The organism is Cupriavidus necator, assembly GCF_040578825.1.
Classification (GTDB): Bacteria; Pseudomonadota; Gammaproteobacteria; order Burkholderiales; family Burkholderiaceae; genus Cupriavidus; species Cupriavidus necator_E.
In genome coordinates, this window is record NZ_JBEFLI010000049.1 from 1 (window position 1) to 23,474 (window position 23,474).

25 protein-coding genes are annotated in these 23,474 nt (G+C 68.5%); 15 read left to right on the forward strand and 10 right to left on the reverse strand.

The features are described from left to right. The 7 genes from AB1I47_RS22165 to AB1I47_RS22195 form a co-directional block, all read left to right on the forward strand. Positions 1 to 1,034, forward strand: a 1,034-nt coding sequence (locus AB1I47_RS22165; RefSeq protein WP_354685867.1) for a biotin/lipoyl-containing protein, incomplete at its 5' end; no start/stop codon positions are given. A gap of 133 nt (positions 1,035 to 1,167) precedes the next feature. Next, complete coding sequence (locus AB1I47_RS22170; RefSeq protein ID WP_354685868.1) at positions 1,168 to 2,109, forward strand: 2-hydroxyacid dehydrogenase; 942 nt, start codon at positions 1,168 to 1,170, stop codon at positions 2,107 to 2,109. Positions 2,110 to 2,146: 37 nt separating this feature from the next. Beyond that, entirely contained in the window at positions 2,147 to 3,082 is a 936-nt protein-coding gene (locus AB1I47_RS22175; protein ID WP_354685869.1) for a hydroxymethylglutaryl-CoA lyase, read from the forward strand. 31 nt (positions 3,083 to 3,113) lie between these two features. Next, positions 3,114 to 3,614, forward strand: coding sequence for a YbaK/EbsC family protein (locus AB1I47_RS22180; RefSeq protein ID WP_354685870.1), 501 nt, complete (start codon positions 3,114 to 3,116; stop codon positions 3,612 to 3,614). Further along, positions 3,611 to 4,045 (forward strand): thioesterase family protein, encoded by a 435-nt coding sequence (locus AB1I47_RS22185; protein ID WP_354685871.1) that lies wholly within the window; start codon positions 3,611 to 3,613, stop codon positions 4,043 to 4,045. Before AB1I47_RS22180 ends, AB1I47_RS22185 begins: the two co-directional genes overlap by 4 nt. Continuing rightward, positions 4,038 to 4,298: a DUF1289 domain-containing protein gene (locus AB1I47_RS22190; protein ID WP_354685872.1), complete on the forward strand. Its 261-nt coding sequence runs from the start codon at positions 4,038 to 4,040 to the stop codon at positions 4,296 to 4,298. Before AB1I47_RS22185 ends, AB1I47_RS22190 begins: the two co-directional genes overlap by 8 nt. Beyond that, positions 4,268 to 5,224 carry an MBL fold metallo-hydrolase gene (locus AB1I47_RS22195; RefSeq protein ID WP_354685873.1) on the forward strand — a complete coding sequence of 319 codons (957 nt, stop codon included), beginning with the start codon at positions 4,268 to 4,270 and terminating at the stop codon, positions 5,222 to 5,224. Before AB1I47_RS22190 ends, AB1I47_RS22195 begins: the two co-directional genes overlap by 31 nt. A 132-nt stretch (positions 5,225 to 5,356) precedes the next feature. Here the strand turns inward: AB1I47_RS22195 and AB1I47_RS22200 are convergent, their stop codons facing one another. The 6 genes from AB1I47_RS22200 to AB1I47_RS22225 form a co-directional block, all read right to left on the reverse strand. Continuing rightward, positions 5,357 to 7,555, reverse strand: a complete 2,199-nt coding sequence (locus AB1I47_RS22200) for a TonB-dependent receptor (RefSeq protein WP_354685874.1) — start codon at positions 7,553 to 7,555, stop codon at positions 5,357 to 5,359. Between the two features lie 161 nt (positions 7,556 to 7,716). Further along, positions 7,717 to 8,157 (reverse strand): hypothetical protein, encoded by a 441-nt coding sequence (locus AB1I47_RS22205; RefSeq protein WP_354685918.1) that lies wholly within the window; start codon positions 8,155 to 8,157, stop codon positions 7,717 to 7,719. Beyond that, positions 8,108 to 9,373 (reverse strand): GTP-binding protein, encoded by a 1,266-nt coding sequence (locus AB1I47_RS22210; RefSeq protein ID WP_354685875.1) that lies wholly within the window; start codon positions 9,371 to 9,373, stop codon positions 8,108 to 8,110. The genes AB1I47_RS22205 and AB1I47_RS22210 overlap by 50 nt, the downstream gene beginning before the upstream one ends. A 275-nt stretch (positions 9,374 to 9,648) precedes the next feature. Then, positions 9,649 to 10,335: an RNA polymerase-binding protein DksA gene (dksA, locus tag AB1I47_RS22215; protein WP_354685876.1), complete on the reverse strand. Its 687-nt coding sequence runs from the start codon at positions 10,333 to 10,335 to the stop codon at positions 9,649 to 9,651. Between the two features lie 338 nt (positions 10,336 to 10,673). Beyond that, positions 10,674 to 11,783, reverse strand: coding sequence for a CobW family GTP-binding protein (locus AB1I47_RS22220; RefSeq protein ID WP_354685877.1), 1,110 nt, complete (start codon positions 11,781 to 11,783; stop codon positions 10,674 to 10,676). 31 nt (positions 11,784 to 11,814) lie between these two features. Continuing rightward, entirely contained in the window at positions 11,815 to 12,321 is a 507-nt protein-coding gene (locus AB1I47_RS22225; protein ID WP_354685878.1) for a Fur family transcriptional regulator, read from the reverse strand. 179 nt (positions 12,322 to 12,500) lie between these two features. Between AB1I47_RS22225 and AB1I47_RS22230 the strand changes: the two genes are divergently transcribed. From AB1I47_RS22230 to AB1I47_RS22250, 5 genes are all read left to right on the forward strand, one after another. After that, complete coding sequence (locus tag AB1I47_RS22230) at positions 12,501 to 13,400, forward strand: alpha/beta fold hydrolase (protein WP_354685879.1); 900 nt, start codon at positions 12,501 to 12,503, stop codon at positions 13,398 to 13,400. Positions 13,401 to 13,690: 290 nt separating this feature from the next. Then, complete coding sequence (locus AB1I47_RS22235) at positions 13,691 to 14,677, forward strand: tripartite tricarboxylate transporter substrate-binding protein (protein ID WP_354685880.1); 987 nt, start codon at positions 13,691 to 13,693, stop codon at positions 14,675 to 14,677. A gap of 229 nt (positions 14,678 to 14,906) precedes the next feature. Then, positions 14,907 to 15,443 (forward strand): ATP-dependent protease subunit HslV, encoded by a 537-nt coding sequence (gene hslV, locus AB1I47_RS22240; RefSeq protein ID WP_022533259.1) that lies wholly within the window; start codon positions 14,907 to 14,909, stop codon positions 15,441 to 15,443. A gap of 56 nt (positions 15,444 to 15,499) precedes the next feature. Next, positions 15,500 to 16,831, forward strand: a complete 1,332-nt coding sequence (hslU, locus tag AB1I47_RS22245; RefSeq protein WP_354685881.1) for an ATP-dependent protease ATPase subunit HslU — start codon at positions 15,500 to 15,502, stop codon at positions 16,829 to 16,831. A 209-nt stretch (positions 16,832 to 17,040) separates the two neighbouring features. Continuing rightward, entirely contained in the window at positions 17,041 to 17,349 is a 309-nt protein-coding gene (locus tag AB1I47_RS22250) for a hypothetical protein (protein ID WP_354685882.1), read from the forward strand. Positions 17,350 to 17,488: 139 nt separating this feature from the next. On the opposite strand, the gene AB1I47_RS22255 is transcribed toward AB1I47_RS22250, so the two are convergent. Both AB1I47_RS22255 and AB1I47_RS22260 read right to left on the reverse strand, forming a co-directional pair. Continuing rightward, positions 17,489 to 18,100 carry a response regulator transcription factor gene (locus tag AB1I47_RS22255; RefSeq protein ID WP_354685883.1) on the reverse strand — a complete coding sequence of 204 codons (612 nt, stop codon included), beginning with the start codon at positions 18,098 to 18,100 and terminating at the stop codon, positions 17,489 to 17,491. Next, complete coding sequence (locus AB1I47_RS22260; RefSeq protein ID WP_354685884.1) at positions 18,097 to 19,491, reverse strand: ATP-binding protein; 1,395 nt, start codon at positions 19,489 to 19,491, stop codon at positions 18,097 to 18,099. Before AB1I47_RS22260 ends, AB1I47_RS22255 begins: the two co-directional genes overlap by 4 nt. Positions 19,492 to 19,673: 182 nt before the next feature. On the opposite strand from AB1I47_RS22260, the gene AB1I47_RS22265 reads away from it, so the two are divergent. Then, positions 19,674 to 20,165, forward strand: coding sequence for a copper chaperone PCu(A)C (locus AB1I47_RS22265; protein WP_354685885.1), 492 nt, complete (start codon positions 19,674 to 19,676; stop codon positions 20,163 to 20,165). A 195-nt stretch (positions 20,166 to 20,360) separates the two neighbouring features. Here AB1I47_RS22265 and AB1I47_RS22270 read toward each other — a convergent pair whose 3' ends face one another. After that, positions 20,361 to 21,296: a LysR family transcriptional regulator gene (locus AB1I47_RS22270; protein ID WP_354685886.1), complete on the reverse strand. Its 936-nt coding sequence runs from the start codon at positions 21,294 to 21,296 to the stop codon at positions 20,361 to 20,363. 95 nt (positions 21,297 to 21,391) lie between these two features. Between AB1I47_RS22270 and AB1I47_RS22275 the strand changes: the two genes are divergently transcribed. Then, positions 21,392 to 21,940, forward strand: coding sequence for a DMT family transporter (locus tag AB1I47_RS22275; RefSeq protein ID WP_354685887.1), 549 nt, complete (start codon positions 21,392 to 21,394; stop codon positions 21,938 to 21,940). Here AB1I47_RS22275 and AB1I47_RS22280 read toward each other — a convergent pair. After that, on the reverse strand, positions 21,913 to 22,143 hold the full coding sequence (locus tag AB1I47_RS22280) for a cysteine-rich CWC family protein (RefSeq protein ID WP_354685888.1): 231 nt from the start codon (positions 22,141 to 22,143) through the stop codon (positions 21,913 to 21,915). The genes AB1I47_RS22275 and AB1I47_RS22280 overlap by 28 nt on opposite strands. A 357-nt stretch (positions 22,144 to 22,500) precedes the next feature. On the opposite strand from AB1I47_RS22280, the gene argB reads away from it, so the two are divergent. After that, on the forward strand, positions 22,501 to 23,418 hold the full coding sequence (gene argB, locus AB1I47_RS22285) for an acetylglutamate kinase (RefSeq protein WP_080745243.1): 918 nt from the start codon (positions 22,501 to 22,503) through the stop codon (positions 23,416 to 23,418). The last annotated feature ends 56 nt before the right edge of the window (positions 23,419 to 23,474 follow it).

Here is a 23,474-nt window from a genome sequence, read left to right on the forward strand (position 1 = left end):
GCATCGACGGCCATGCGCTGGAAGCGCGCATCTACGCCGAGAATCCCGACAAGCAGTTCCTGCCGTCCACCGGCACGCTGCGCTTCCTGCGCACGCCACCGGCGGTGCAATTCATGCGCGGCGGCGATATGCACGGCCCGGCCGGCATCCGCATCGACGCCGGTGTGCGCGAAGGCGACAGCATCAGCCCGTTCTACGACCCGATGATCGCCAAGCTGATCGTCTGGGGCAAGGACCGCGACGAAGCGCTGGCACGGATGCGCCAGGCGCTGGCGTCGTATCACGTGGTGGGGCTGTCGACCAACGTTGCCTTCCTGCAGCGGCTGGTGTCGTCCGAAGCGTTCCGCACCGCCGATCTCGATACCGGCCTGATCGAGCGCAACGAGAAGATCCTGTTTCCGCAGCCGGCGCCGGTCGGTCTGGAGATCATTGCGCTGGCGGTGGCGGCGCTGTTCGACCTCGAGAATCGCGAGCGCCGCATCGATGCCGCTGACCAGCATTCGCCATGGACCCACGCCGGCGCGTGGCGGCTGAACGGTGGCGCGACGCGCCAGTTGCGCTTCGGCTACGGCGAGCAGGTGCTCGACGTGACGCTGCACATCAATGAGCGCGGCAGCACGCTGATCTACGCCGACCAGGCCGCGCCGTTCACCTGTACTTGCCAGGCCGGCGATATCCTCGTCGACCTCGGCACGCGCCGCGCGCACGGGCAGGTGCATATCGATGGCGAGGCCTTCCATGTGTTCAATGCCGGGCGCCATGTCAGCCTGACCTGGATCGATCCGCTCGCGCACGCCGGTGAAACCGAAAGCGAGGGCGGCAAGCTCACCGCGCCGATGCCGGGCAAGGTCATCGCGGTGATGGTCGAGCCCGGCAGCACCGTCACGCGCGGCGCGCCGCTGCTGGTGATGGAAGCGATGAAGATGGAGCACACCATCAGTGCGCCGGCCGATGGCGTGGTCAGCGAAGTGCTGTATGGCGTGGGCGAGCAGGTGGCCGAAGGGGCCCAACTGCTGGCGTTCGAAGGGAAGTAAGCCGGGCCGTGGGGCGGGGCCCGCCCCACGGCGGTCCCGCGCCGGCCACGGCGGTTGGGCACCGCGAACGCCAACCGCATTACTCTGCCAAAATACTCTATTACCCCACGACCAGAATCCCCCTGGAGACAAAATGAAGTTGCAGTTGTACGTCCCCGACGGCCGCTACGATCCGTGGATCGCAGGCTTCGCCGAAGCACTCCCTGAAGCCCAGTGCGTGACCTGGGAAGACAGCCGTGGCGAACCCGCCGACTACGCCGTGGTCTGGCGCCCGCCGGTGGAGATGCTGAAAGGCCGTACCGACCTGAAGGCGGTGTTCAACCTGGGGGCCGGGGTCGACGGCATCCTGCGGCTGCGCGACCAGGACCCGGAGGCCTTGCCCGCCGGCGTGCCGATCGTGCGCCTGGACGATGCCGGCATGGCCGCGCAGATGGCCGAGTACGTCACCCACGCGGTGCTGCGCTATTTCCGCAAGCTCGATGCCTATGAAGCGCAGCAGCGCGCCGGCAACTGGAAGTTCCTCAAGCCGCATCGCCGCGCCGAGTTCACCATCGGCGTGATGGGCGTGGGCACGCTGGGCACGCACATCGCGCGCACGCTGGCGGGCTTTGGCTTCCCGGTGCGCGGCTGGAGCCGCACCGCGCGCGCGATCGAAGGCGTCAGCGGTTTCTATGGCGATGCCGGCCAGGCGCCGTTCCTCGACGGGCTGCGCGTGCTGGTCAATGTGCTGCCGCTGACACCGGAAACCGAGAACATCCTCAACGCAGGCCTGTTCGCACGGCTGGCGCAAGGCGCTTATGTGATCAACGTGGCGCGCGGCCCGCACCTCGTTGAGGAAGACCTGCTGGCGGCGGTGCAGTCGGGGCAGGTCGCCGGCGCCACGCTCGACGTATTCCGCACCGAGCCGCTCCCCGCGGAGCACCCGTTCTGGCAGGAGCCGCGCATCACCATCACGCCGCATATCTCGGCGCTGACGCTGCGCGAGGACAGCATCGCCCAGATCGCCGGCAAGATTCGCGCAATGCGCGCGGGCCAGCCGATCGCGGGCGTGGTCGACGTGGGGCGCGGCTACTGAGTGCACGAACATATCGAACAACGGAAAGGAGACAGTCATGACCATCCCGAACTACGTGAAGATCGTTGAAGTCGGTCCCCGCGACGGCTTGCAGAACGAAAAGGCGATGGTGCCGACCGACGTCAAGGTCGCGCTGATCAACCAGCTTACCGATGCGGGCTTCGTCAATATCGAGGCCGCTTCGTTCGTATCGCCCAAGTGGGTGCCGCAGATGGCCGATGGTGCCGAGGTGATGGCGCGCATCCAGCGCCGTCCGGGCACGCTGTATTCCGCGCTGACGCCCAACATGAAGGGCTTCGAGGGCGCGATCGCGGCCGGCGCCGATGAGGTGGTGATCTTCGGCGCCGCCAGCGAGGCGTTCTCGCAGAAGAACATCAACTGCTCGATCGCCGAGTCGATCGCGCGCTTCGAACCGGTGGCCGCGGCGGCGAAGGAAAAGGGCGTGCGGCTGCGCGCCAGCATCTCGTGCGCGCTGGGGTGCCCGTACCAGGGCGAAGTGCCGGTGCATGCGGTGGTCGACGTGGTGCGGCGCATGCGCGAGCTAGGCTGCGACGAGATCGATATTGCCGACACCATCGGCGTCGGTACCCCTGGCCGCGTGCAGGAAGTGATGCGCGCCGCGGCGGCCGAGTTTGCGGCCGACCGGCTGTCGGGCCATTTCCACGATACCTACGGGCAGGCGCTGTCCAACATCCTCGCCAGCCTGGAAGTGGGCATCTCGATCTTCCACGCGTCGGTGGCGGGGCTGGGCGGCTGCCCCTATGCCAAGGGCGCGACCGGCAACGTGGCCACCGAGGACGTGCTGTACATGCTGCACGGCATGGGCCTCCACACCGGCATCGACCTGGAAGCGGTGGTGCGCACCGGCGACTATATCTCGCAGGCGATCGGCCGCGCCAACAGCTCGCGCGTGGGCCGCGCGCTGCTGACCAAATGGGCCGCCGCCAGCGATGCGGCGCCCGCCTGCGTCTGAGCGCGGGCCGCATAACAAGGAGAAAGAACGCATGACGGCGAATGACGAAGCGCTGCCCGAGTCCGCGCAGCGCGTGGCGGACCTGCTGGCCGAACTCGGCCACGACCGGCCGGTGGTGATGCTGCCCGCCACCGGCAAGACCTCCGCCGAGGCGGCCGCGGGGCTGGGCTGCAGGGTGGCCGAGATCGCCAAGTCGATCATCTTCCGGCGCGTGGCCGACGATGCGCCGGTGCTGGTGATCGCCAGCGGCAGCAACCGCGTCGACGAAGCCAAGGTGGCCGCGCGCGTCGGTGCGCTGGGCAAGGCCGATGCGCGCTTCGTGCGCGAGAAGACCGGCTATGCCATCGGCGGGGTCTGCCCGATCGGCCATGCGGTGGCACCGGTGATGCTGCTGGACCAGGACCTGTTCCGCTATGACAGCCTGTGGGCCGCGGCGGGCCATCCGCATGCGGTGTTCAACCTGACGCCGCACCAGCTCCAGCAGATGACCGGCGCCGACGTGGCCGACGTGGCGGCAGGCTCCGTGGCATGAGTCCCGACCTGCGCCCCGGGCGGACTTTCAGCTGGCAGTACACGGTGCCGCCCAAGGCCACCGTGCCGCGGCTCTACGACGATATCCCCGGCTGCGTGGAAATGCCCGACGTGCTGGCCACCGGCTATATGGTCGGCATCATGGAATGCGCCTGCCTGCAGATGCTGCGCGAGCACCTGGACTGGCCGCGCGAGCAGTCGCTTGGCACGCTGGTCAGCTTTTCGCACCTGGCGCCGACGCCGCCGGGCATGACGGTGACAGTGAAAGGCGAGCTGGTGGAAGTGGACGGCCGCCGTTTGCGCTTCCAGCTGAGCGCGTGGGACGGCGAGGACAAGATCTCCGAAGGCGTCCATGAGCGCCACCTGATCGACGCCGGCCGCTTCAACGAGAAGGTGGCGGCCAAGGTTGCGCGCCAGCAGCGGCATGCCTGACGCACGCGTGCCCGCCGTATCCGCCGCGGAACTCGCGGTCCGGGCCGAGGCGGCGCGGCTGGCGTCGCCGGTGCCTTCGCCCTGCCGCAACGTGTGCCGCATGGACGCGGCCAGCGGCTACTGCGAGGGCTGCCTGCGCACCATCGACGAGATCGCCGGCTGGTCGTCCGCCAGCGACGAAGACAAGCGCCGCATCTGGGCGCAGCTGCCGCGGCGAGCCGCATGGCTGGCAGGCGAGGAGACATCCCCTTGAGCGAAGCATCCGTGCCGCAGTTGCCGGCGACCATGCGCGTGTTCGAGCGCGGCTGGCTGTCGGCCAACAATATCCTGTTTGCCGATGGCGATGACACGGTGCTGGTCGACACCGGCTACCTCACCCACGCGCCGCAGACGGTGGCGCTGGTGGAGGCCGCGCTGCAGGGCCGGCCGCTGGCGCGCATCGTCAACACGCATCTGCACTCCGACCACTGCGGCGGCAATGCCGCGCTGCAGGCGCGCTGGCAGCCGCATACCGCGATCCCCGCCGCGGAGGCCGATGCGGTGGCGGCATGGGATACCGATGCGCTCACCTATAAGGCGACCGGGCAGCAGTGCGAGCGCTTTCGCTTCGACAGCGTGCTGCACGATGGCGATACGCTGCGTCTCGGCGGCATCGACTGGCAGGTGGTGGCCGCGCCGGGGCACGATCCGCATGCGGTGATGCTGTTCGCGCCGCTGCCGCGCATCCTGATTTCAGGGGATGCGTTGTGGGAGAACGGGTTTGGGGTGATCTTTCCCGAGCTCGACGGCGAGAGCGGATTTGCCGAGCAGGCGGCGGTGCTGGAGCGGATCGCGCAGCTTGATGTGCGGCTGGTGATTCCGGGGCACGGGCGGATGTTTACCGAGGTGGCCGCCGCGGTCGAACGCGCCAAGGGGCGGCTTGGTTATCTGCGTGCCGATCCTGCGCGCAATGCCAGCCATGCGGTCAAGGTGCTGGTGAAGTTCAAGCTGCTGGAGCAGCAACGCATGGCGTTGGGCGAGCTGGTGGCGTGGATGGAGGCGGCGCCGCTGATGGTGCGCATCCGCGAGCGGTTTATGCCGTCGCAGACGATGGCGGAAATTTGTGCGCAGACGGTGCGCGCGCTGGCGGGGGTGGGGGCGCTGGCGGTGGAAGGGGAGCGGGTGGTGAATCGGGATTGAGCGCGCCGCGGTATGGATGCGCCTGCCCTCTCCCCCGGCCCCTCTCCCGCCTGCGGGAGAGGGGCGGGGGAGGGGCGGGGGAGAGGGCGGGCATAGCAACGAAGTACCGTCCGCTGCTATGCCGACATCACCTCAGAACGTCGTCCTGAACCCCACCTTCACACTCCGCCCGGCCAACGGTGCAATATCCCGCAGGATCGAGGTCGCATTGCGCGCATCCTGGTTGGTCAGGTTGTCGCCACGCAGGTACACCAGCGTCTGCGTCTTCGCCGTCTTGAACTTGTACGTCAGCGCCAGGCTCAGCAGCGTATAGGCGTCGGTCGGCGTGTCGTTGGCCGGCACGCGCGTCTGCCTGGCTACGTACGTGACATCCACGCGCGCACCCCACGGGCCCGCGCCATACACCAGCCCGCCGCCCAGGCGCAGCGGCGCCAGCCGCGGCAGCGGCTCGCCGGTGTCGCGGTTTTCGCCGCGGACGTAGTCGGCGCGCGCCTCGAAGTCGAGCGTGTCGCTGGCGGTCAGCATCTTCTGCCACAGCCGCGCCTTGCCTTCGGCCTCGAAGCCGTACAGCGTGGCCGGCACGCCCAGGTACTGGAATTCCGGCAGCGAATCCGGGCTGCCGGGAGCGACCACATCGCCCGCCTCGTCACGCGCACGGCCGGTATTGGTCAGCGCCAGGTAGTTGGCGAAGCGGCTGTAGTAGCCCGACACGCTCGCGCTGTGCGCCCCCGACTTGAAGCGCACGCCCAGGTCGATCGAGGTGGCGCGCTCCTTGTTGGCGTTGGGATCGCCCATCTCCCACGAACCGGTGGCGACGTGCGGGCCGTTGGCATACAGCTCGTAGAAGGTCGGCGCGCGCTCGGTGTACGACAGGTTGCTGGTCAGCGACCACAGCGGGTTGACCTTGTACAGCAGCCCCGCCGACGCGCTGGTGGCGTTGAAGCTGCGGTTGGCGTCGGCAAAACGGTCGTTGCCGTTGGCGCTGGCCTTGATGCTGCTGTGGTCCAGCCGTCCGCCCAGGTTCAGCTTGAGGTCGCCGGACGCGGTCAGCGGCAGTTCCTCGAACACGAACAGCGCGGCGTTGTCGGTAGTGGTGCTCGGCACAAAGGCCTCTTCGCCCAGCGCCGAGAAATCGGTATGGCCGAACTGCGTGCCGAGCACGCCGGTCATGTTGCCGATCCTGGCGTGCCTGGCTTCCAGCCGCGCATCCCAGCCGCGGTTCTTGAAGATGGTGCCGGTCTCGCCGCCCTCGATTTCCTTGTGCTCGTAGTCGGTGTAGCTGAACTTGCCCTTGACCGATTCGATCCAGCCGCCGGTGTTGCCGGCCAGGTTGCGCGCCTCGCCTTCCAGCGCGAAGCGGTCCTGCTTCATCTTCAGCCGCACGTCGTCCTCGGCGGGCGTGCCGTACTCGTTGCGGTAGGCGCTGTAGTTGGCGCCCACGAAGCCGTCGGCCCAGGTATAGGAGCCGCCCAGCGAGCCGCCTTGCTGGTCGGCGCTGGTGTTGGGCAAGCGGCCGTGGGGCTCGCTCTCGCCGTCGGGCAGCGGCTCGGCGGCGCGCAGGCGGTCGCTGCGGGCGAAGCCAGGGATGCGCAGGTCGCTGGTCTTGCGCGCGAAGGCGTCGGCGTGCACCGCGAACTTGCCGTTGCCGGCCTCGATCAGCGCGCTGGCATTGCGCGCCTGGTCGCCGCCGATGGTGCCGCTGGCGTCGACCGCGCCGCCGACGCCTTCGATCGGCTCCTTGGGGATGCGGTTGTCGATCACGTTGACCACGCCGCCGATGGCGTTGCCGCCGTACATCAGCGCCGCCGGGCCGCGCACGACCTCGATGCGCTCGGCCACCAGCGGGTCCACCGGCACCGCGTGGTCATACGACAGCGTGGAGGCATCGACCGTGCTGCCGCCGTTCTGCAGCACCTTGATGCGGTCGCCGTCCAGGCCGCGGATGACCGGGCGGTTGGCGTTGGGGCCGAAATTGGTGGACGACACCCCGGGCAGCTTGTCGAGGGTTTCGCCCAGCGTGCTGTTCTGGCGCACGGCCAGCGAGTCGCCGCCCAGCGTCGACACCGGCGCCACCATGTCGTTGAGGTCGCTGCCGAGCGGGTTGGCGGTGACCACGACTTCGCGCAGCGTGCCGGCAGCGGGAGCGGCGACGGTGGCAGGCGTGGCAGGCGTGGCGGGTGCCGTGTCGGCAGCGGCGGGCGGGGTGGCGGTTTGCGCCAGCGCGGCAGGCGCGACGAAGGCAGTCGCCATGGTGGCGAACAGCGAAGCGGCAAGGGCCGCCAGCGGGGTCAGGCGCGGTGCGCTGGTTTGTGAGTGTGAGCGGTTGGACATGGCGCGCGGAGTGAGGCAGTGGCAATCGGGCCGGCTGGCACGGCAGCCGCCCGGCGCCGGCCCGCCCGCAATGGGCAGGGCCGCGCAGCCGGAAACGGCAGGCGTACAGCTCGGAAACTCATGGGCCGGGTGCGCGGCGAGCGCCGCGTCCCGCGTCCCGATCAAGCGAGGGAAAGGGCGATGGCCGGCGCCGGTGGCGCGCGCGAGTGGAAGGGGTGGGCCGCGGGCAGGTCGGGCCAGCGCCAGGCCAGGTTGGCCGGCTTGACCGGTTTGCCGAAGGCGAGGTCGGGCAGCGGCAGCTTGCCGCAAACGGAATCGGCCACGGTGGCGCCGTCGAACAGCACGCACGAGTGGCCGGTGAATGTTGGCGCCAGCGGGTGCTGGTCGGCGTCAGCCGCAGCCACCGTGGCAGTGGTCGCGCTGGCAGACAGCAGCAGGCCGCCGTGCACGATGCGGTGGCTCAGCCCGGCATGCTGCGCCAGCAGCAGGCACAGCGCCAGCCACAGCGCGGACCACAGGCCCGGGCCGTGCGCGCGCAGGCGGCTGAACCAGTCAGTGCGCATGGCCGTGGTGGTGGTCGGGATGGCCGCAGCCGCAGTCATCGCCATGGCTGTGGCCATGATCGTGGCCATGGTCGTCATCGAAGTCGTCGACCCAGGCGGGGAAGGGGTCCGGATAAGCCGCCCACGCGTCCACGCCCGCCGCCATCTCGGCGTCGCTCAGCAGGCAGGCATCGAGACGATCTTGCAGCGCGGCATGGTCCAGGTCCAGGCCGGTCAGCACCAGTTCCTGGCGGCGGTCGCCGAACCGCGCCGGGGCGCCGTCGACGCGCATGTCGGCTTCGATCTCGGCGCGCTCGGCGGCATCGGCCGGCCATTCGGCCGGATCCAGCGCGGCCCACCAGGCGCCGGCGCCGCCGTGGCGGCAGACGCCGCCGGCCTGGTTCCAGTCGCCGGCGGTGTCCATGCGGCTGGCCAGCCAGAACAGGCCCCTGGATCGCAGCACGCTGCCGTGCTCGCGCAGCCACTCGGTATGGATCAGGTCGGCAAAGCGTTGCGGGTGGAACGGGCGGCGTTGCCGGTAGACCAGCGTCGACACGCCGCTGGTGGTGTCGGCAGCCGGCGCCTCGCCGCGCAGCGCGGCGAGCCAGCCGGGGGCGTCGGCGTTGGCTTCGAAGTCGAAGCGGCCGGTGTCCTGCACACGCTGCGGCGGCACCTTCCCGTAGACGGCCTCGACGATGTCGGCGCGCGGGTTGAGTGCGTGCAGCACCGCGCGCAGCCGCGGCAGTTCCGCGGCGCCGGCCAGGTCGGCCTTGTTCAGCACGATGACGTCGCAGAACTCCACCTGCGCGACCAGCAGTTCGGCGACGGTACGGTCGTCGTCTTCCGCTTGCGACAGTCCGCGGTCGGCCAGGAACTCGGCCTCGTTGAGGTCGCGCAGGAAGCTGGCGGCATCCACGACAGTCACCAACGTGTCGGGCTGCGGCGCGGCGTCCGGGCCGGCGCCGTGCTCGGCCTCGAACAGGAAGCCTTCGGCGATGGCGAGCGGGTCGTCCAGCCCATCGGCTTCCACCAGCAGCGCATCGAAGCGGCCTTCGGCGGCAAGCCGCGCGGCTTCGGCAAGCAGGTCTTCGCCCGACGGCAGCACGGTGGCCTCGCAGCCGGCAGGCAGTGGCGCCAGGGTCTGCCCGCCTTGCTCACCGCAAACCAGCACGGCCACGCGACCGCCCGCGCCTTGCGCGAGCAGGTGGTTCAGCAGCGTGGTCTTGCCGGCGCCGGGAAAACCGGACAGCACAGTCACAGGCAGGCGATCAGCCATGGGCGGAAGGGGAGGAAATTACCGGCAAGCAACAGAACCGGGCCGGTGTGGCGCCCGTTGTTGCAACAAGGTTGCGAATTTACCAGAAAGGCCGGGCCGGCGACAGCCAGAGGATTCTGACTATGGTAGTGCCGTGGTGACCGCGAGACAAAGCACCGGCCGCTGCCCGGCGCCGGTATCGCCGTGCGGAGAAACACAAACGGCCCGGATCCCCGGGCCGTCATGTTGCGCCTGGCGCACCGGCAGTGCCGGCGCACTGGCTCAGGCGTCCAGCATCAGTCGCCGAACAGCTTCTGGCGCAGTTCGCGGCGCTGCTGCGCTTCCAGCGACAGCGTGGCGGTGGGCCGGGCCAGCAGGCGCGGCACGCCGATCGGCTCGCCGGTTTCCTCGCACCAGCCGTAGTCGCCGGACTCAATGCGCTGCAGCGACTGCTCGACCTTCTTCAGCAGCTTGCGCTCGCGGTCGCGCGTGCGCAGTTCCAGCGCATGCTCTTCCTCGATGGTGGCGCGGTCGGCCGGATCCGGCACGATGACCGTTTCGCGCAGGTGTTCCGTGGTCTGGTCAGCGTTCTTCAGGATTTCGTCGCGCAGCTGCTCCAGGCGATGCTTGAAGAAGGCGAGCTGCGCTTCGTTCATGTAATCCTTGTCGCTCATCTTCAGGATTTCAGCTTCAGTCAGAAGTTTGTTGCTGCTCATGGTTGCTGCTGATTCTCTTGTTGATGCGGCCGGCGGCGTCTGGGGCCGCTCGGGTGCGCTGTCCGCGCGCTTGCGCGCCTCGGTTGTTTCACTCTGGCTGGCTGCAGTCTTGCTGCTTCGCGGGCCTCCCTTCGTTGCGCCCGCTTCGGCGTTCGCCGTACTGCCGCGGGGAGCGGGCGCGGCCTTCACAGGCTGCGCCTTGAGCGTCTCTGCCGCTGCAGTACCAGTCTTGCTGCGGCTTTCTTTGGTCTTCGTTGCGGCTGTCATGGGGACACCTCTCTCTCGCGTCAGTCAGTGACGGCGCGCGCCGGGTACCCCAAGCGGAAAGGCGGTCTCCGCACGAAGCACTGCGACCGCACCTGCCGGCGGCCTGCCTCATGCTGACGACAACCGCCGCCCTTCGGTCCACCAATTCCGTGGACCAAATACCGGCAGCGGAAAAAAGGTGCGCCACCGGTATCAAATCCGGCCTATTGTACTTGAACAAATTTTTCCGAGATACGGGGGAAAGCCAGCCAGCACTTGGTATTTCCCCGGTACCCCGAACGGGGGGCGGCCGCGGGGCGGTGTCTGGGAGGGTGCCGCCCGAGGGGCGGCAGGCTCACTCAGGCCAGGCAGTTCTCCAGGCCCTTGAGAATGGCATCGCGAGGCAGGTCCACGCCGATGAACACCATACGGGTGCCGGGCGTCTCGTCTTCCCACTTGGCGCCGATATCGCTGCCCATCAGCTGGTGGACCCCCTGGAACACCACTTTGCGGTCCACACCATCCATATATAGTACGCCCTTGTAGCGCAGCAGTTTTTCGCCGTACACCGCCAGGATCCCCGACAGGAATTCCTCCAGCTTGCCGTAGTGGAACGGCTTGTCGCTGCGGAAGACGAACGACGCGATGCGGTCGGCATGGTGGTGGTGATGGTGGTGGTTGTGCCCGTGCCCGTGCCCATGGCCGTGATCGTGATCGTGATCGTGATCGTGATCGTGATCGTGGCCGCAGTCGGTGCCGCAGTGCTCGCCGTGCTCGTGGTCGTGGTCGTGCGCGTGGTCATGGTCGTCCTCGCGCAGGAATTCCGGGTCGAGCTCCAGCTTGGCGTTCAGGTTGAAGCCGCGCAGGTCGAAGATGGTGTCGAGCGGCGCCTCGCCGAAGTTGACCAGGCGGATCGGCGCGCGCGGGTTCATATGCACCAGCCGGTGGCGCAGTTCGGCCACGTCCTCCTTGCTCACCAGGTCGGACTTGGTGATGAACAGGGCGTCGGCAAAGCCCACCTGGCGCTGCGCCTCTTCCTGCTTGTCGAGCTGCATATGCGCGTGCTTGGCGTCGACCAGCGTGATCACCGCGTCGAGCAGGTAGCGCGAGGCGATCTCCTCGTCCATGAAGAAGGTCTGCGCCACCGGGCCCGGGTTGGCCACGCCGGTGGTCTCGATCACCACGCGGTCGAAGTCGATCTCGCCGGCGTCGCGGCGCGTCAGCAGCCCGGACAGCGCCTGCACCAGGTCGCCGCGGATGGTGCAGCAGATGCAGCCGTTGCTCATCTGCACGATCTGCTCGCGGCCGTCCTGCACGAGGATCTCGTTGTCGATGTTCTCCTCGCCGAACTCGTTCTCGATGACGGCGATCTTCATGCCGTGCTGCTCGTTCAGGATGCGCTTGAGCAGGGTGGTCTTGCCGCTGCCGAGGAAGCCGGTCAGGATCGTGACCGGGATCAGTTTGGACATTTGTTGTTCTCCGGGAATTTGAGAAGGCCGTTCAATGCTGGCCGGCGGGCGCGCGCTTGCCGCATTCGGCGCAGACGCCGTTCACGGTCAGTTCGACATGTTCGATGGCAAAGCCGCTGGGCACGCGCGGCACGGCCGGCTGTGCGGGCGCGCTGGCGTCCAGGCAGAAGGTGCGGTCGCAGCGCGTGCAGTGGAAATGGCTGTGCTGGCGGTGCTCCTGCGCGCGCGCAGCCTCGCGCTCGATCAGGCTGAAGCGGAATACGCGGTCGTTGCCGGCGCGCTTCTGCGCGACGCCCTGGTCCACCAGCCAGTCCAGCACGCGGTAGACGGTGACGCGGTCGACGGTCTCGCCCTGCTCGGGCAGGCGGTCGATCACGGCCTGGTGCGTCAGCGCTTCGTCGCTGCCGATCAGGCAGGCCAGGATGCACAGCCGCGGCTGCGTCACGCGCGCGCCGAGCTGGCGCAGGCGTTCGTGGGCGGCTTCAAGTATCGCCGGTTCCGGCGCAGCGGCCGGCCGGTCCGGGCTGGGACGGGTCATGGGGCGATTTAACCATAGGGGCACGGTTGATGCAATTCAGTTGCGTCAACGCCGTCTTCCACGGCGGTGGCCTTGTATTGCCGGCGCCACCCGGGCCCGTCATGCCGAAGGTGCTGTTTGCGCCTATGATCGGCACAAAGACGCCCTCGAAAACCAAGCAGACCAAGCGGAGACCCCCCATGCTGAACGACGCCAGCGCGCTGCTGTTCCCCAACTTCGAACCCTTCCGGCGCCAGCTCGGCGAGGTGGAGATCGCCGGCGTGCAGGGCGGTTCAGGACCGCCGTTGCTGCTGTTGCACGGCCATCCGCAGAGCCACCTGATCTGGCATCGCGTGGCGCCCGCGCTGGCCGACCACTTCACCGTGATCGCCACCGACCTGCGCGGCTACGGCAGCAGCTCGGCCCCCGCGGGCAACCCGGGGCACGAGCGCTACAGCAAGCGCACCATGGCGCAGGACCAGGTTGACCTGATGGCGGCGTTCGGCTTCCAGCGCTTCGCGCTGTGCGGGCATGACCGCGGCGCGCGCGTGGCGCACCGGCTGTGCGCGGACCATCCGGAAGCGGTCAGCCGCGCCATGCTGCTCGACATCGCGCCCACGCTGGCGATGTACGAGCGCACCAGCATGGCCTTTGCCGCGGCCTACTGGCACTGGTTTTTCCTGATCCAGCCCGCGCCGTTCCCGGAAACGCTGATCAACGCCGAGCCCGAGTTCTACCTGCAGAAGCTGGTGGGGCTGCGCCAGCCCGGTCCCAGCCCGTTCGCGCCCGATGCCATGGCCGCCTACGTGGCCGCGATGCGCGACCCCGCGCGCGTGCATGCGATGTGCGAGGACTACCGCGCCGCCGCCACCATCGACCTGGAACACGACCGCGCCGACCGCGAGGCCGGGCGCCGGCTGGACCTGCCGCTGCGCGTGCTGTGGGGCGAGCACGGCGTGGTGGCGCGTTGCTTCGAGCCGATGGCGCTGTGGCAGGAGGTGGCCACCGACGCCAGCGGCCGCGCGCTGCCATGCGGACATTACATCCCCGAGGAAGCCCCCGAGCCGCTGCTGGAGGAAATGCTCGGCTTCTTCCGCTAGCGGGCCCGCACCGGCGCGAACCACGCGTTTTCCGCGCATATCTCCCATATCTTCGCCGTATCCCGGTATATATCCCGCGTTGCAGGCGGGTTAGCCCCTATACCTGCACATTGTCTGCGGTTGCTAACATCATCCCCCCGCCCATGCTGCTGCGTGGGGCGGGGGGCGTGCCTGCCGGCAGGCCAAAGCGCGGTCAAAGAGCCAGCGCAAAACAGGGCCCCCCACAGCCGGGGCCGGGCCGGCAGCAACGCCTTGCAGACGGGTATTGAAGGGAACCAGGAGAAGAGAGCATGAAACGAGTGGCAAAGATGGTCGCGGCAGCGCTGGCAGTCAGCGCAATGGGTGTGGTGTCGGGCGCGTATGCCCAGGAATATCCCGGCAGCAAGCCGGTGTCGGCGGTGGTGCCGTTTGCCGCAGGTGGTCCGACCGACAAGCTCTCGCGCGAGCTGACCGCGATCATGTCCAAGCATCTGGGCGCGACCATGATCATCGAGAACCTCGGCGGCGCCGGCGGCACCATCGGCGCCAAAAAGGTGGCACAGGCCAAGAACGACGGCCACACCCTGCTGATCCACCATATCGGCATGGCCACGGCCCCGGCGCTGTACCGCAACCTGGGCTTCGATCCGCTCAAGGACTTCGAGATGGTCGGCGAAATCGCCGACGTGCCGATGATCCTGGTCGGCAACAAGTCGCTGCCGCCGAACAGCTTCAAGGACCTGATGCCGTACCTCAAGGCCAACGCCAGCAAGCTGACGCTGGCCAATGCCGGCATCGGCTCGGCCTCACACCTGTGCGGCCTGCTGTTCCAGAGCGCGATCCAGACCGAGCTGACCACCGTGCCCTACAAGGGCGCCGCGCCCGCACTGACCGATATCCTGGGCGGCCAGGTCAACCTGCTGTGCGACCAGACCACCAATCTCGCAGGCCATCTGAAGGCCAACTCGGTCAAGCCGTACGCGGCCATGCAGGCACGCCGCGTGGAAGCGTTCAAGGATATCCCGACGGCGGCCGAGCAAGGCCTGCCGGGCGTGGAAGTGAAGGTCTGGCACGCCATGTACGCGCCCAAGGGCACGCCCAAGCCGGTGATCGACAAGCTGTCGGCTGCGCTGCAGAAGGCCGTGGCCGACCCGACCTTCCGCTCCAAGATGGCCGAGCTGGGCGCCGAAGCCGCGCCGGCACAGCGCGCCACGCCGGATTCGCTGCGCACCCACCTGAGCGCCGAGATCAACAAGTGGACCCCGGTGATCAAGAAGGCCGGCGTGTATGCGGACTGATCTCGTGGAGTGATGCAGGAGTGATGCGCGAAGCGCGCGGGCCGGTGGCTCCGCGCGTTGCGGACAAGGGCCATGCGGCAACGCAGGGCCCTTTTTGTCTGGGCGCGGCGCCGGGCAACGTGGCGGCAGGCATCCTATATTGGTCAGACCGCGCCCGGCGCACGCGAGGGCCTTGAAACCGGCCGGGGGCGTCGCCAAGTACGGTCCTGACATATTCACGGAAGCCACCATGGAACAGTATCACGGCACTACCATCGTCAGCGTTCGCCGCGGCAATCAGGTCGCACTTGGCGGTGATGGTCAGGTCACTCTCGGCAATATCGTGATGAAGGGCACCGCTCGCAAGGTGCGCCGCATCTACAACGGCAAGGTGCTGGTCGGGTTTGCCGGCAGCACCGCCGACGCCTTCTCGCTGCTGGACCGCTTCGAGGCCAAGCTGGAGAAGTACCAGGGCAACCTCACGCGCGCCGCGGTCGACCTCGCCAAGGACTGGCGCTCGGACCGTGCGCTGCGCCGGCTGGAAGCCATGCTGATCACCGCCGACCGCGACACCACGCTGGTCATCACCGGCAACGGCGACGTGCTCGACCCCGAGGGTGGCATCGCCGCGATCGGCTCGGGCGGCGCGTATGCGCAGTCGGCCGCCAAGGCGCTGGTGGAAAACACCGAACTGCCGCCCAAGGACGTGGTCGAGAAAGCGCTGACCATCGCCGGCGAGCTCTGCATCTACACCAACACCAACTTCGTCATCGAGACGCTGGAATAAGCGAAGGCCGGCCCGCGCCCCTTCTCGCCCCACCGCGCCCCTACTGAACGGATACCATGTCGCACACCATGACCCCGTCGGAAATCGTTTCCGAACTCGACAAGCACATCATCGGCCAGAACAAGGCCAAGAAGGCCGTGGCCGTGGCGCTGCGCAACCGCTGGCGCCGCCAGCAGGTGGCCGAGCCCCTGCGCCAGGAAATCACTCCCAAGAACATCCTGATGATCGGACCGACCGGCGTCGGCAAGACCGAGATCGCGCGCCGCCTGGCCAAGCTGGCCGACGCGCCTTTCATCAAGATCGAAGCGACCAAGTTCACCGAGGTGGGCTACGTCGGCCGCGACGTCGATACCATCGTGCGCGACCTGGCCGAGATGGCGATCAAGCAGACGCGCGAATCCGAGATGAAGAAGGTGCGCGCCAAGGCCGAGGATGCGGCCGAGGACCGCCTGCTCGACGTGCTGCTGCCGCCGCCGCGCGATATCGGCTTTACGCAGCCGGAAGAGAAGGATTCCAACACGCGCCAGGTGTTCCGCAAGAAGTTGCGCGAAGGCCAGCTCGACGACAAGGAAATCGAGCTGGAACTGGCCGCGGGCATGCCCAGCATGGACATCATGGGCCCGCCGGGCATGGAAGACATGACCGAGCAGATCCGCTCGATGTTCGCCGGCCTGGGCCAGGGCAAGAAGGCGCGCCGCAAGATGAAGGTCAAGGAAGCCTTCAAGCTGCTGATCGACGAAGAGGCCGCCAAGCTTGTCAATGACGACGAGCTCAAGCACAAGGCCATCACCAATGTCGAGCAGAACGGCATCGTGTTCCTGGACGAGATCGACAAGATCGCCAGCCGCAGCGATATCGGCGGCGGCGAGGTGTCGCGCCAGGGCGTGCAGCGCGACCTGCTGCCCCTGGTGGAAGGCACCACGGTGAGCACCAAGTACGGCATGATCAAGACGGACCATATCCTGTTCATTGCCTCGGGAGCGTTCCACCTGTCCAAGCCGAGCGACCTGATCCCCGAACTGCAGGGCCGCTTCCCGATCCGCGTGGAGCTGGACTCGCTGTCGGTGCAGGACTTCGAGGCGATCCTGACGCAGACCGACGCGAGCCTGACCAAGCAGTATCAGGCGCTGCTCAACACGGAAGAGGTCAGCCTGGTGTTTGCGCCGGATGGCATCCGCCGGCTGGCGGAGATCGCGTTCTCGGTCAATGAGAAGGTGGAGAACATCGGTGCGCGCCGGCTTTACACGGTGATGGAGCGCTTGCTGGAGGATCTGTCGTTTCACGCCACCAAGTCGTCGGGCGAGACCGTGACGATCGATGCGGCTTATGTGGAAGAGCGGCTGGGCGATCTGGCGGGGAATGAGGATTTGTCGCGGTACGTGTTGTAAGGCGACTTTCATGCAAAAAAGGGCGCACCACGGTGCGCCCTTTTTGCGTCCGTACGTATCCGCCTGGCACATCCCGGTAAGGAGCGTAAGCATTGGTAAGCACGCTGGCGCGCCAGGGCGCGTCAATGCGACCCTTCGTCACCTTGACGGTCGATTGACCGGTGCGGGAGCCACCGCATCCCACTCAACTCACTGGCAGGAGAAATCGAATGGTCCAATACAAGACCCGCCGCGTGGTGCTCGCCACCGCAGGCCTGCTGGCCGCACTGGCCGCCGCCACGGCCTTTCTTTGCATCCGTCCCGCCGCACCCGCCGCCGAAGCCGCCGCCGCAGCCACGCAATCGGGCGCGCGTGGCGCGGCCACCGCCGCGGCAGCGAAGCTGGCGCTGGATGCCGGCGGCCTGTTCAACCTGGCCGACCGGCATGCCGGCGATGCCATGCGCATCGTCGCGAAAAGCAGCACGCCGCAGGACAGTGCCGATGGGCTGGACTGGGACTATGTCCAGTTGCGGCTGTAACGCTTTCAGAGTTGCGACAACTGTGATGCCTGCGCAGTAGTCATCTGCACTGCAGCCGCCATCCCCGGTGAACGCTCCCCTCTCCCGCCTGCGACGCCTGCGGGAGAGGGGTGGGGAGAAAACCGCGGGCCCTCGTCTTTTACCGCGACACCGGCCGCTTCCCCAGCTTGCGCTGCAAGGTGCGCCGATGCATGTTCAGCGCCCGCGCGGTGGCCGAGATATTGCCGCCATGCTCGGCCAGCACGCGCTGGATATGCTCCCACTCCAGCCGCGCCACCGACAGCGGCACCGGCTCTTCCATCGCAGCCTGCGCCGCATCCTCTGACACCCCCGCCATCAGCGCGGTCAGGATCGAATCGACATTGGCCGGCTTGGCCAGGTACTCGTCCGCCCCCTGCTTGACCGCCGCGACCGCCGTGGCAATGCTGGCGTAGCCGGTCAGGATCAGGATGCGCGCGTCGGGCAGCGCCTGGCGCAGTGGCGACACCAGTTGCAGGCCGGATTCAGCCGGCGCGGTGCTGCCGGCCTCGGGCGGCGGCTCCAGGTGCAGGTCGAGCGTGACGTAGGCGAAGGCGGTGCGCGCGGCCAGCGCCAGCGCGGTGCGGCCGTCGTGCGCCACCTGCACCGCGTAGCCGCGGCGGGTCAGCGCGCGCGCCAGCGTGCCGGCGAAGACTTCATCGTCGTCGATGACCAGGAAAGGCGTGCCCGCCGGTGCGGTGGCTTCGGGTACGGGATGGTTGGTGTCGGTCATGGCTGTGGTTCGGGATTGGCGGTGCGCGCGGCAAACGTCGCCAGCGCGGCCAGCGCGGGCAGGCGCAGTTCGGCCACGGTGCCGCCGCCGGGGCGGTCGTGCCAGGCCAGCTCGCCGCCCATCTGGCGGGCGGCGCTCTGCGCCAGGTACAGGCCGATGCCCTGGCCGCCGTGCTGGCTGGTTACCGGGGTTTCGCCGAGCTGGCCGCGCAGGGATTCGGGGATGCCGTCGCCGTGGTCGGCGACGCGGAACGACAGCCACGGTGCGGTATTGCCGGGCTCCATCGCGATCTGCAACTGCAGCGGTTCGTTGCCGCGGCCGGCGGTTTGCTGGCTGCGCGCGGCATTGTCCAGCAGGATGGTCAGGATCTGGCCCACGCGCGCGGTTTCCACCGCCTGCGCGCCGGCGCCGGGGGTAGTGCCGGCCTGCAGTCCGGCGCCAGGATGGCGCAACTGCCAGCGCTCGGCAAAGGCCGGCAGCCAGCCGTCGATGCGCTGCGGGGCCAGCGTGGCGGGATCCTCGCGCAGTCGCGCCAGCGTGGTGCGGCACAGCGCGAGCTGCTGCTCCATGGTCTGCAGGTCGGCCAGGTAGTCGTGGATCGTGGTGGCGCCGCGGCCGGGGTCGGAGGCATCGGCGCGCAGCTCGCCGGCAATGACCGCGAGCGTCGCCAGCGGCGTGCCGATCTCGTGCGCGACCGCGGCGGCCTGGCCGTTCAGGTCTTCGACGCGGGCCTCGCGCAGCAACTGTTCGCGCGCCAGGTTGAGCTGCGCCTCGCGCTGGCGCAGCACGCCCGACAGCCGTGCCACGAACAGCGCGATCATCACCGCGCTGGCGACAAAATTCAGCCACATGCCGGCCAGGTGGTAGTTCACTGCGTTGTCCGGGTTGTGCAGGTCCAGCGGCACGTATTCGAACAGCAGCACGGTGTAGCAGGCGAGCGCGTACACCGCCAGCGCGATCACCTGCCGCCACGGCAGGATCGCCGCGGCGATGGCCAGCCCGGGCAGGTAGAACGACACGAAGGGGTTGGTGGCCCCGCCGGTGTAGAACAGGATCGCCGACAGTGCGGTCAGGTCCACCAGCAGCTGGCCCATCAGCTCGGCCTCGCGGGGGGCGCTGTTACGCCGCGTGTGCTGGCGCAGGCGCAGGCCGGTCAGCAGGTTGAACAGCGCCTGCAGCCCGAACACCACCAGCAGCGGACCGTACGGCAGCCGGATGCCGGCGATGGGATCGCAGATCAGCAGCGTCAGCGCCTCGCCGGACAGCAGCGCCCAGCGCAGCCAGAACAGCCGGCGCAGCGTCACCTGGCCGTGGCGGGCGGAGGAGCCGGCCGGCAAGGGCGTCAGGAAGGGGATATCGGGCAGGCGGGGCACGACGGTGGGGCGGGTCATGGCGCGAGTGTATCAATGCGGCCGCGAGGGCACCGGCGCGTGCGACACCTTGCCGCATTGGCGGCGCGCGGCGGCGCCTGCCAGACTAGCCGGCTGTATGCCGCGCCGGCGTCCCCCCTTGCCGAGCACGCGCACGGCCAGGCATCGGCATGGTCTAATGTCTGCTTTCAGGAGAGCCTTTCATGCAAGCCAAGATCCGCGCGGCCACGGTGGCCGCATCGTTCGCCGCGCTCGGCGCCATGCTGGCGTCGGGGGCCGCGCTGGCCCAGGTCGATGTCAGCAATGCGTGGGTGCGCGGCACGGTGCCGACCCAGACCGCATCGGGCGCCTTCATGGTGCTGCACGCGCACGACAACGCGAAGCTGGTTGGCGTATCGTCGCCGGTCGGCACGGCCGAGCTGCACGAGATGAAGATGGAAGGCAATGTGATGCGGATGCGCCAGGTCAAGTCGCTGGACCTGCCCAGGATGCAGAACGTTGAGCTCAAGCCGGGCGGCTACCACGTGATGCTGGTGGACCTGAAGCAGCAGCTCAAGAAGGGCGACACCGTGCCCCTGACCCTGAAGATCGAGCAGGGCGGCAAGGTGACCGAGCAGAAGGTCACGGCCGAAGTGCGCGACATGGTGCCTGCTGCCGCCGGTGGCCATGCGGGCCACGGCGAGCACAAGCACTGATCCTCGTGCTGACAGGCCCGTCGAAGCCGGGCCGCTCCTCCTCTCAACCATGGCCAACAAGCAACACGGCACCCGCCAGAAGCTGGTTTTTTGCGGGGACACGCGTGCCACCCGGCCACCCGCCGGCCCGGTTCAGCGCCGTGACGCCAGGCCACAGCCGCCGGCGCCCGCCGGCGGCAAGCCCGCCACCCGCCGTCATCCGCGCAAGCTGATCGGCTCTTCCGATTCCTGACTGGCCGCCGCCGCCAGCACGCGTTCGCGCAGCCACGCGTGCGCCGGATCGGCATCGGTGCGCTCGTGCCAGATCATGCTGAAGGTGAAGTCGTCCAGCGCAAACGGCGGCGTGAACACGGCGTAGCGCGGGTCGCCCTCCAGTGCGGCCAGGCTGCGCCGCGCCGTGGTCAGCACCAGGTTGGTCCCGGCGATCAGCGCCGGCGCCACGCTCCAGTGCGGCACCACGCAGGCGATCTTGCGGCGCCCGCCGAGCTTGGCCACGGCCGCGTCGATCGCATCCATCCGTTCGCTGTGCGTGGCCACCAGCACGTGCGAGCGCGCGAGATACGCCACCTGGTCGAGCCGGCCGGTATCGCGCACGGTCGCCGCATCCACCGCGCAGGCATAGCTCTCGCGGAACAGCTCGGCGGATTTGACGCCTTCGGGCTGGTAGCTGAACACGCCCAGCGCCATGTCGATTTCGCCGTCGGCCACCTGCGCGGTCATGCCTTCGCGGCTGGCCTGCGACACCACCAGGTCGATATTGGGCGCGGCCTTGCGCACCGCGCGCAGCAGCCGCGGCAGCACCACCAGCGCGCCGTAGTCGGACATCGCCAGCCGGAAGGTGCGGCGCGTGGTGGCGGGCTGGAAGCCGCTCGGTCCCAGCAGGATGCGCACCTGGGCCAGCGCCTCGGCCAGCGGGCCGGCCAGTTCATGTGCGCGCGCGCTCAGCACCAGGCCGCCCTTGCCGCGCACCAGGATGGGATCGTCGAGCAATTGCCGCAGGCGCCCGAGCGCGTGGCTGACTGCCGGCTGGCTCAGATGCAGCCGCAGCGCGGCGCGGGAGATATGGCGCTCGGCCAGCAGTGCTTCAAGCACCACCAGCAGGTTCAGGTCGATTCCGCGTAGGCTATTCATTCGGCGAATATTAAACGTGCGAAAGCAGAATTGGCAATTCGCTTGGCGACATTCCACACTGGCAGGCATCGCATTATTGCCTTACGGAGCGCGCCATGTCAGGCACTCAGTTCCCATTTTCGCTGTCAGCGCCGTTGTTGCTGCCGCTATTGCTGCCACTCGCCACCGCGGTGCTGGCCGGCGCCGTGATCCCCTTCCAGGCCGGTGCCAACGCCGCGCTGGGGCGCACGCTGGGCCATCCGCTGTCGGCCACGCTGGTGTCCTTGCTGGTCAGCCTGGCGGCGCTGCTGCCGGTGTTGTGGCTGCTGCGGGTGCCACTGCCGGCGCCGTCGCTGCTGGTACGCGCGCCGGGCTGGGTCTGGATCGGCGGGGTGCTGGGGGTGTTCTACATCTCCGCGGCGCTGACAATGGCGCCGAAGCTCGGCGCCGCGGGGTTTATCGCCGCGGTGGTGGCGGGGCAGGTGCTGGCCGCGCTGCTGGTGGACCAGTTCGGGCTGGCCGGGTTTGCCATGCGCGCGCTGACGCCGGCGCGGCTGGCGGGTGCCTTGCTGATCGTCATGGGGATGATGGTGATGCAGTGGGGCAGTGCGCCCGCCAGGCCAGCGGCATCGGCAAGTCAGCCGGCGGCCGAATCCGGCGCCTGAGCGTCGCCGCGGCGCGCCGCCAGGCAAGCAGGGCACAGGCAGTGCTGCCCGGGCACGAGCTGCCGCGCCGGCAGCAGCGGCTGGCTGGCGCACCAGCACTCCGGCAGGCCGGCCGCATAGCCGCAGACGAAGCCGGCGCCGCAGCGGCTGCAATGCTCGACCGGACGGAGCTGGCCGGTGAGGACGGTGCGGGCGTCGCTCATCGGCGGCTCCGCGGCGTTGGCGTGGCGGCGGCAGGTGCGGCGCGGTGGGCGTCGGGCATGGTGGTCGATACGGGGAACCGCAGCGCCGGGTACGGGCCAAACGGCTCAGGTGGCATCGCGCTGTGGCGTGCGCTGTTGCGTGGACGGAACGCCGGCGCGCCCTCTGGTGCCCCGTGGGGCGCTTGCTGGCGGCTTGCGCCGGCCCCTGCGAGCAGCAGGCTCGCGCCTCGCGCGGTTTCTTGTAAAATCGGCGCCTGCCGTGGCCGGATGGCGCACTTTCGGGCGATCCCCGTTGGTTTTCCCCCGGGTACGCCATCGATTAGCCATCATACCTGTTGAATCTCACGGATGTCCCCCATGAACGCCGACAACCCCGGGCCTGCCGCAACGACGGTGGCCGCCATTGCCCCCGCGCTGAAAGCCGAGATCCTCGCCGAGGCGCTGCCGTATATCCGCAAGTTCCACGGCAAGACCATCGTGGTGAAGTATGGCGGCAATGCCATGACCGAAGAGAAGCTCAAGCACGGCTTCGCGCGCGACGTGATCCTGCTGAAGCTGGTCGGCATGAATCCGGTGGTGGTGCACGGCGGCGGTCCGCAGATCGATGAGGCGCTGAAGAAGGTCGGCAAGGTCGGCACCTTCGTGCAGGGCATGCGCGTCACCGACGAAGAGACCATGGAAGTGGTCGAGTGGGTGCTGGGCGGCGAAGTCCAGCAGGACATCGTGATGCTGATCAACCAGTACGGCGGCCAGGCCGTGGGCCTGACCGGCAAGGACGGCGGCCTGATCCGCGCCAAGCGCCTGCAGATGCCGGATCGCGAGAACCCGGGCGCCTTCATCGATATCGGCTACGTGGGCGATATCGAGGCGATCAACCCGGCGGTGGTCAAGGCGCTGCAGGACGACGCCTTTATCCCGGTGATCTCGCCGATCGGCTTCTCCGACGACGGCCAGGCCTACAACATCAACGCCGACGTGGTCGCCGGCAAGATGGCCGAGATCCTCAAGGCCGAGAAGCTGGTGATGATGACCAACATCCCCGGCGTGATGGACAAGAAGGGCAACCTGCTGACCGACCTGACCGCGCGCGAGATCGAAGAGCTGTTCGCCGACGGCACCATCTCGGGCGGCATGCTGCCGAAGATCTCCTCGGCGCTGGACGCGGCCAAGAGCGGCGTGCATTCGGTGCACATCGTCGATGGCCGCATCGAGCATTCGCTGCTGCTGGAAATCCTGACCGAGCAGGCGTTCGGCACCATGATCCGCTCGCACTGAGCGGAGCTGCCGGGGCGGCGCTGGCCACGGCCAGCCGCCCCGGAACACCCCATCAC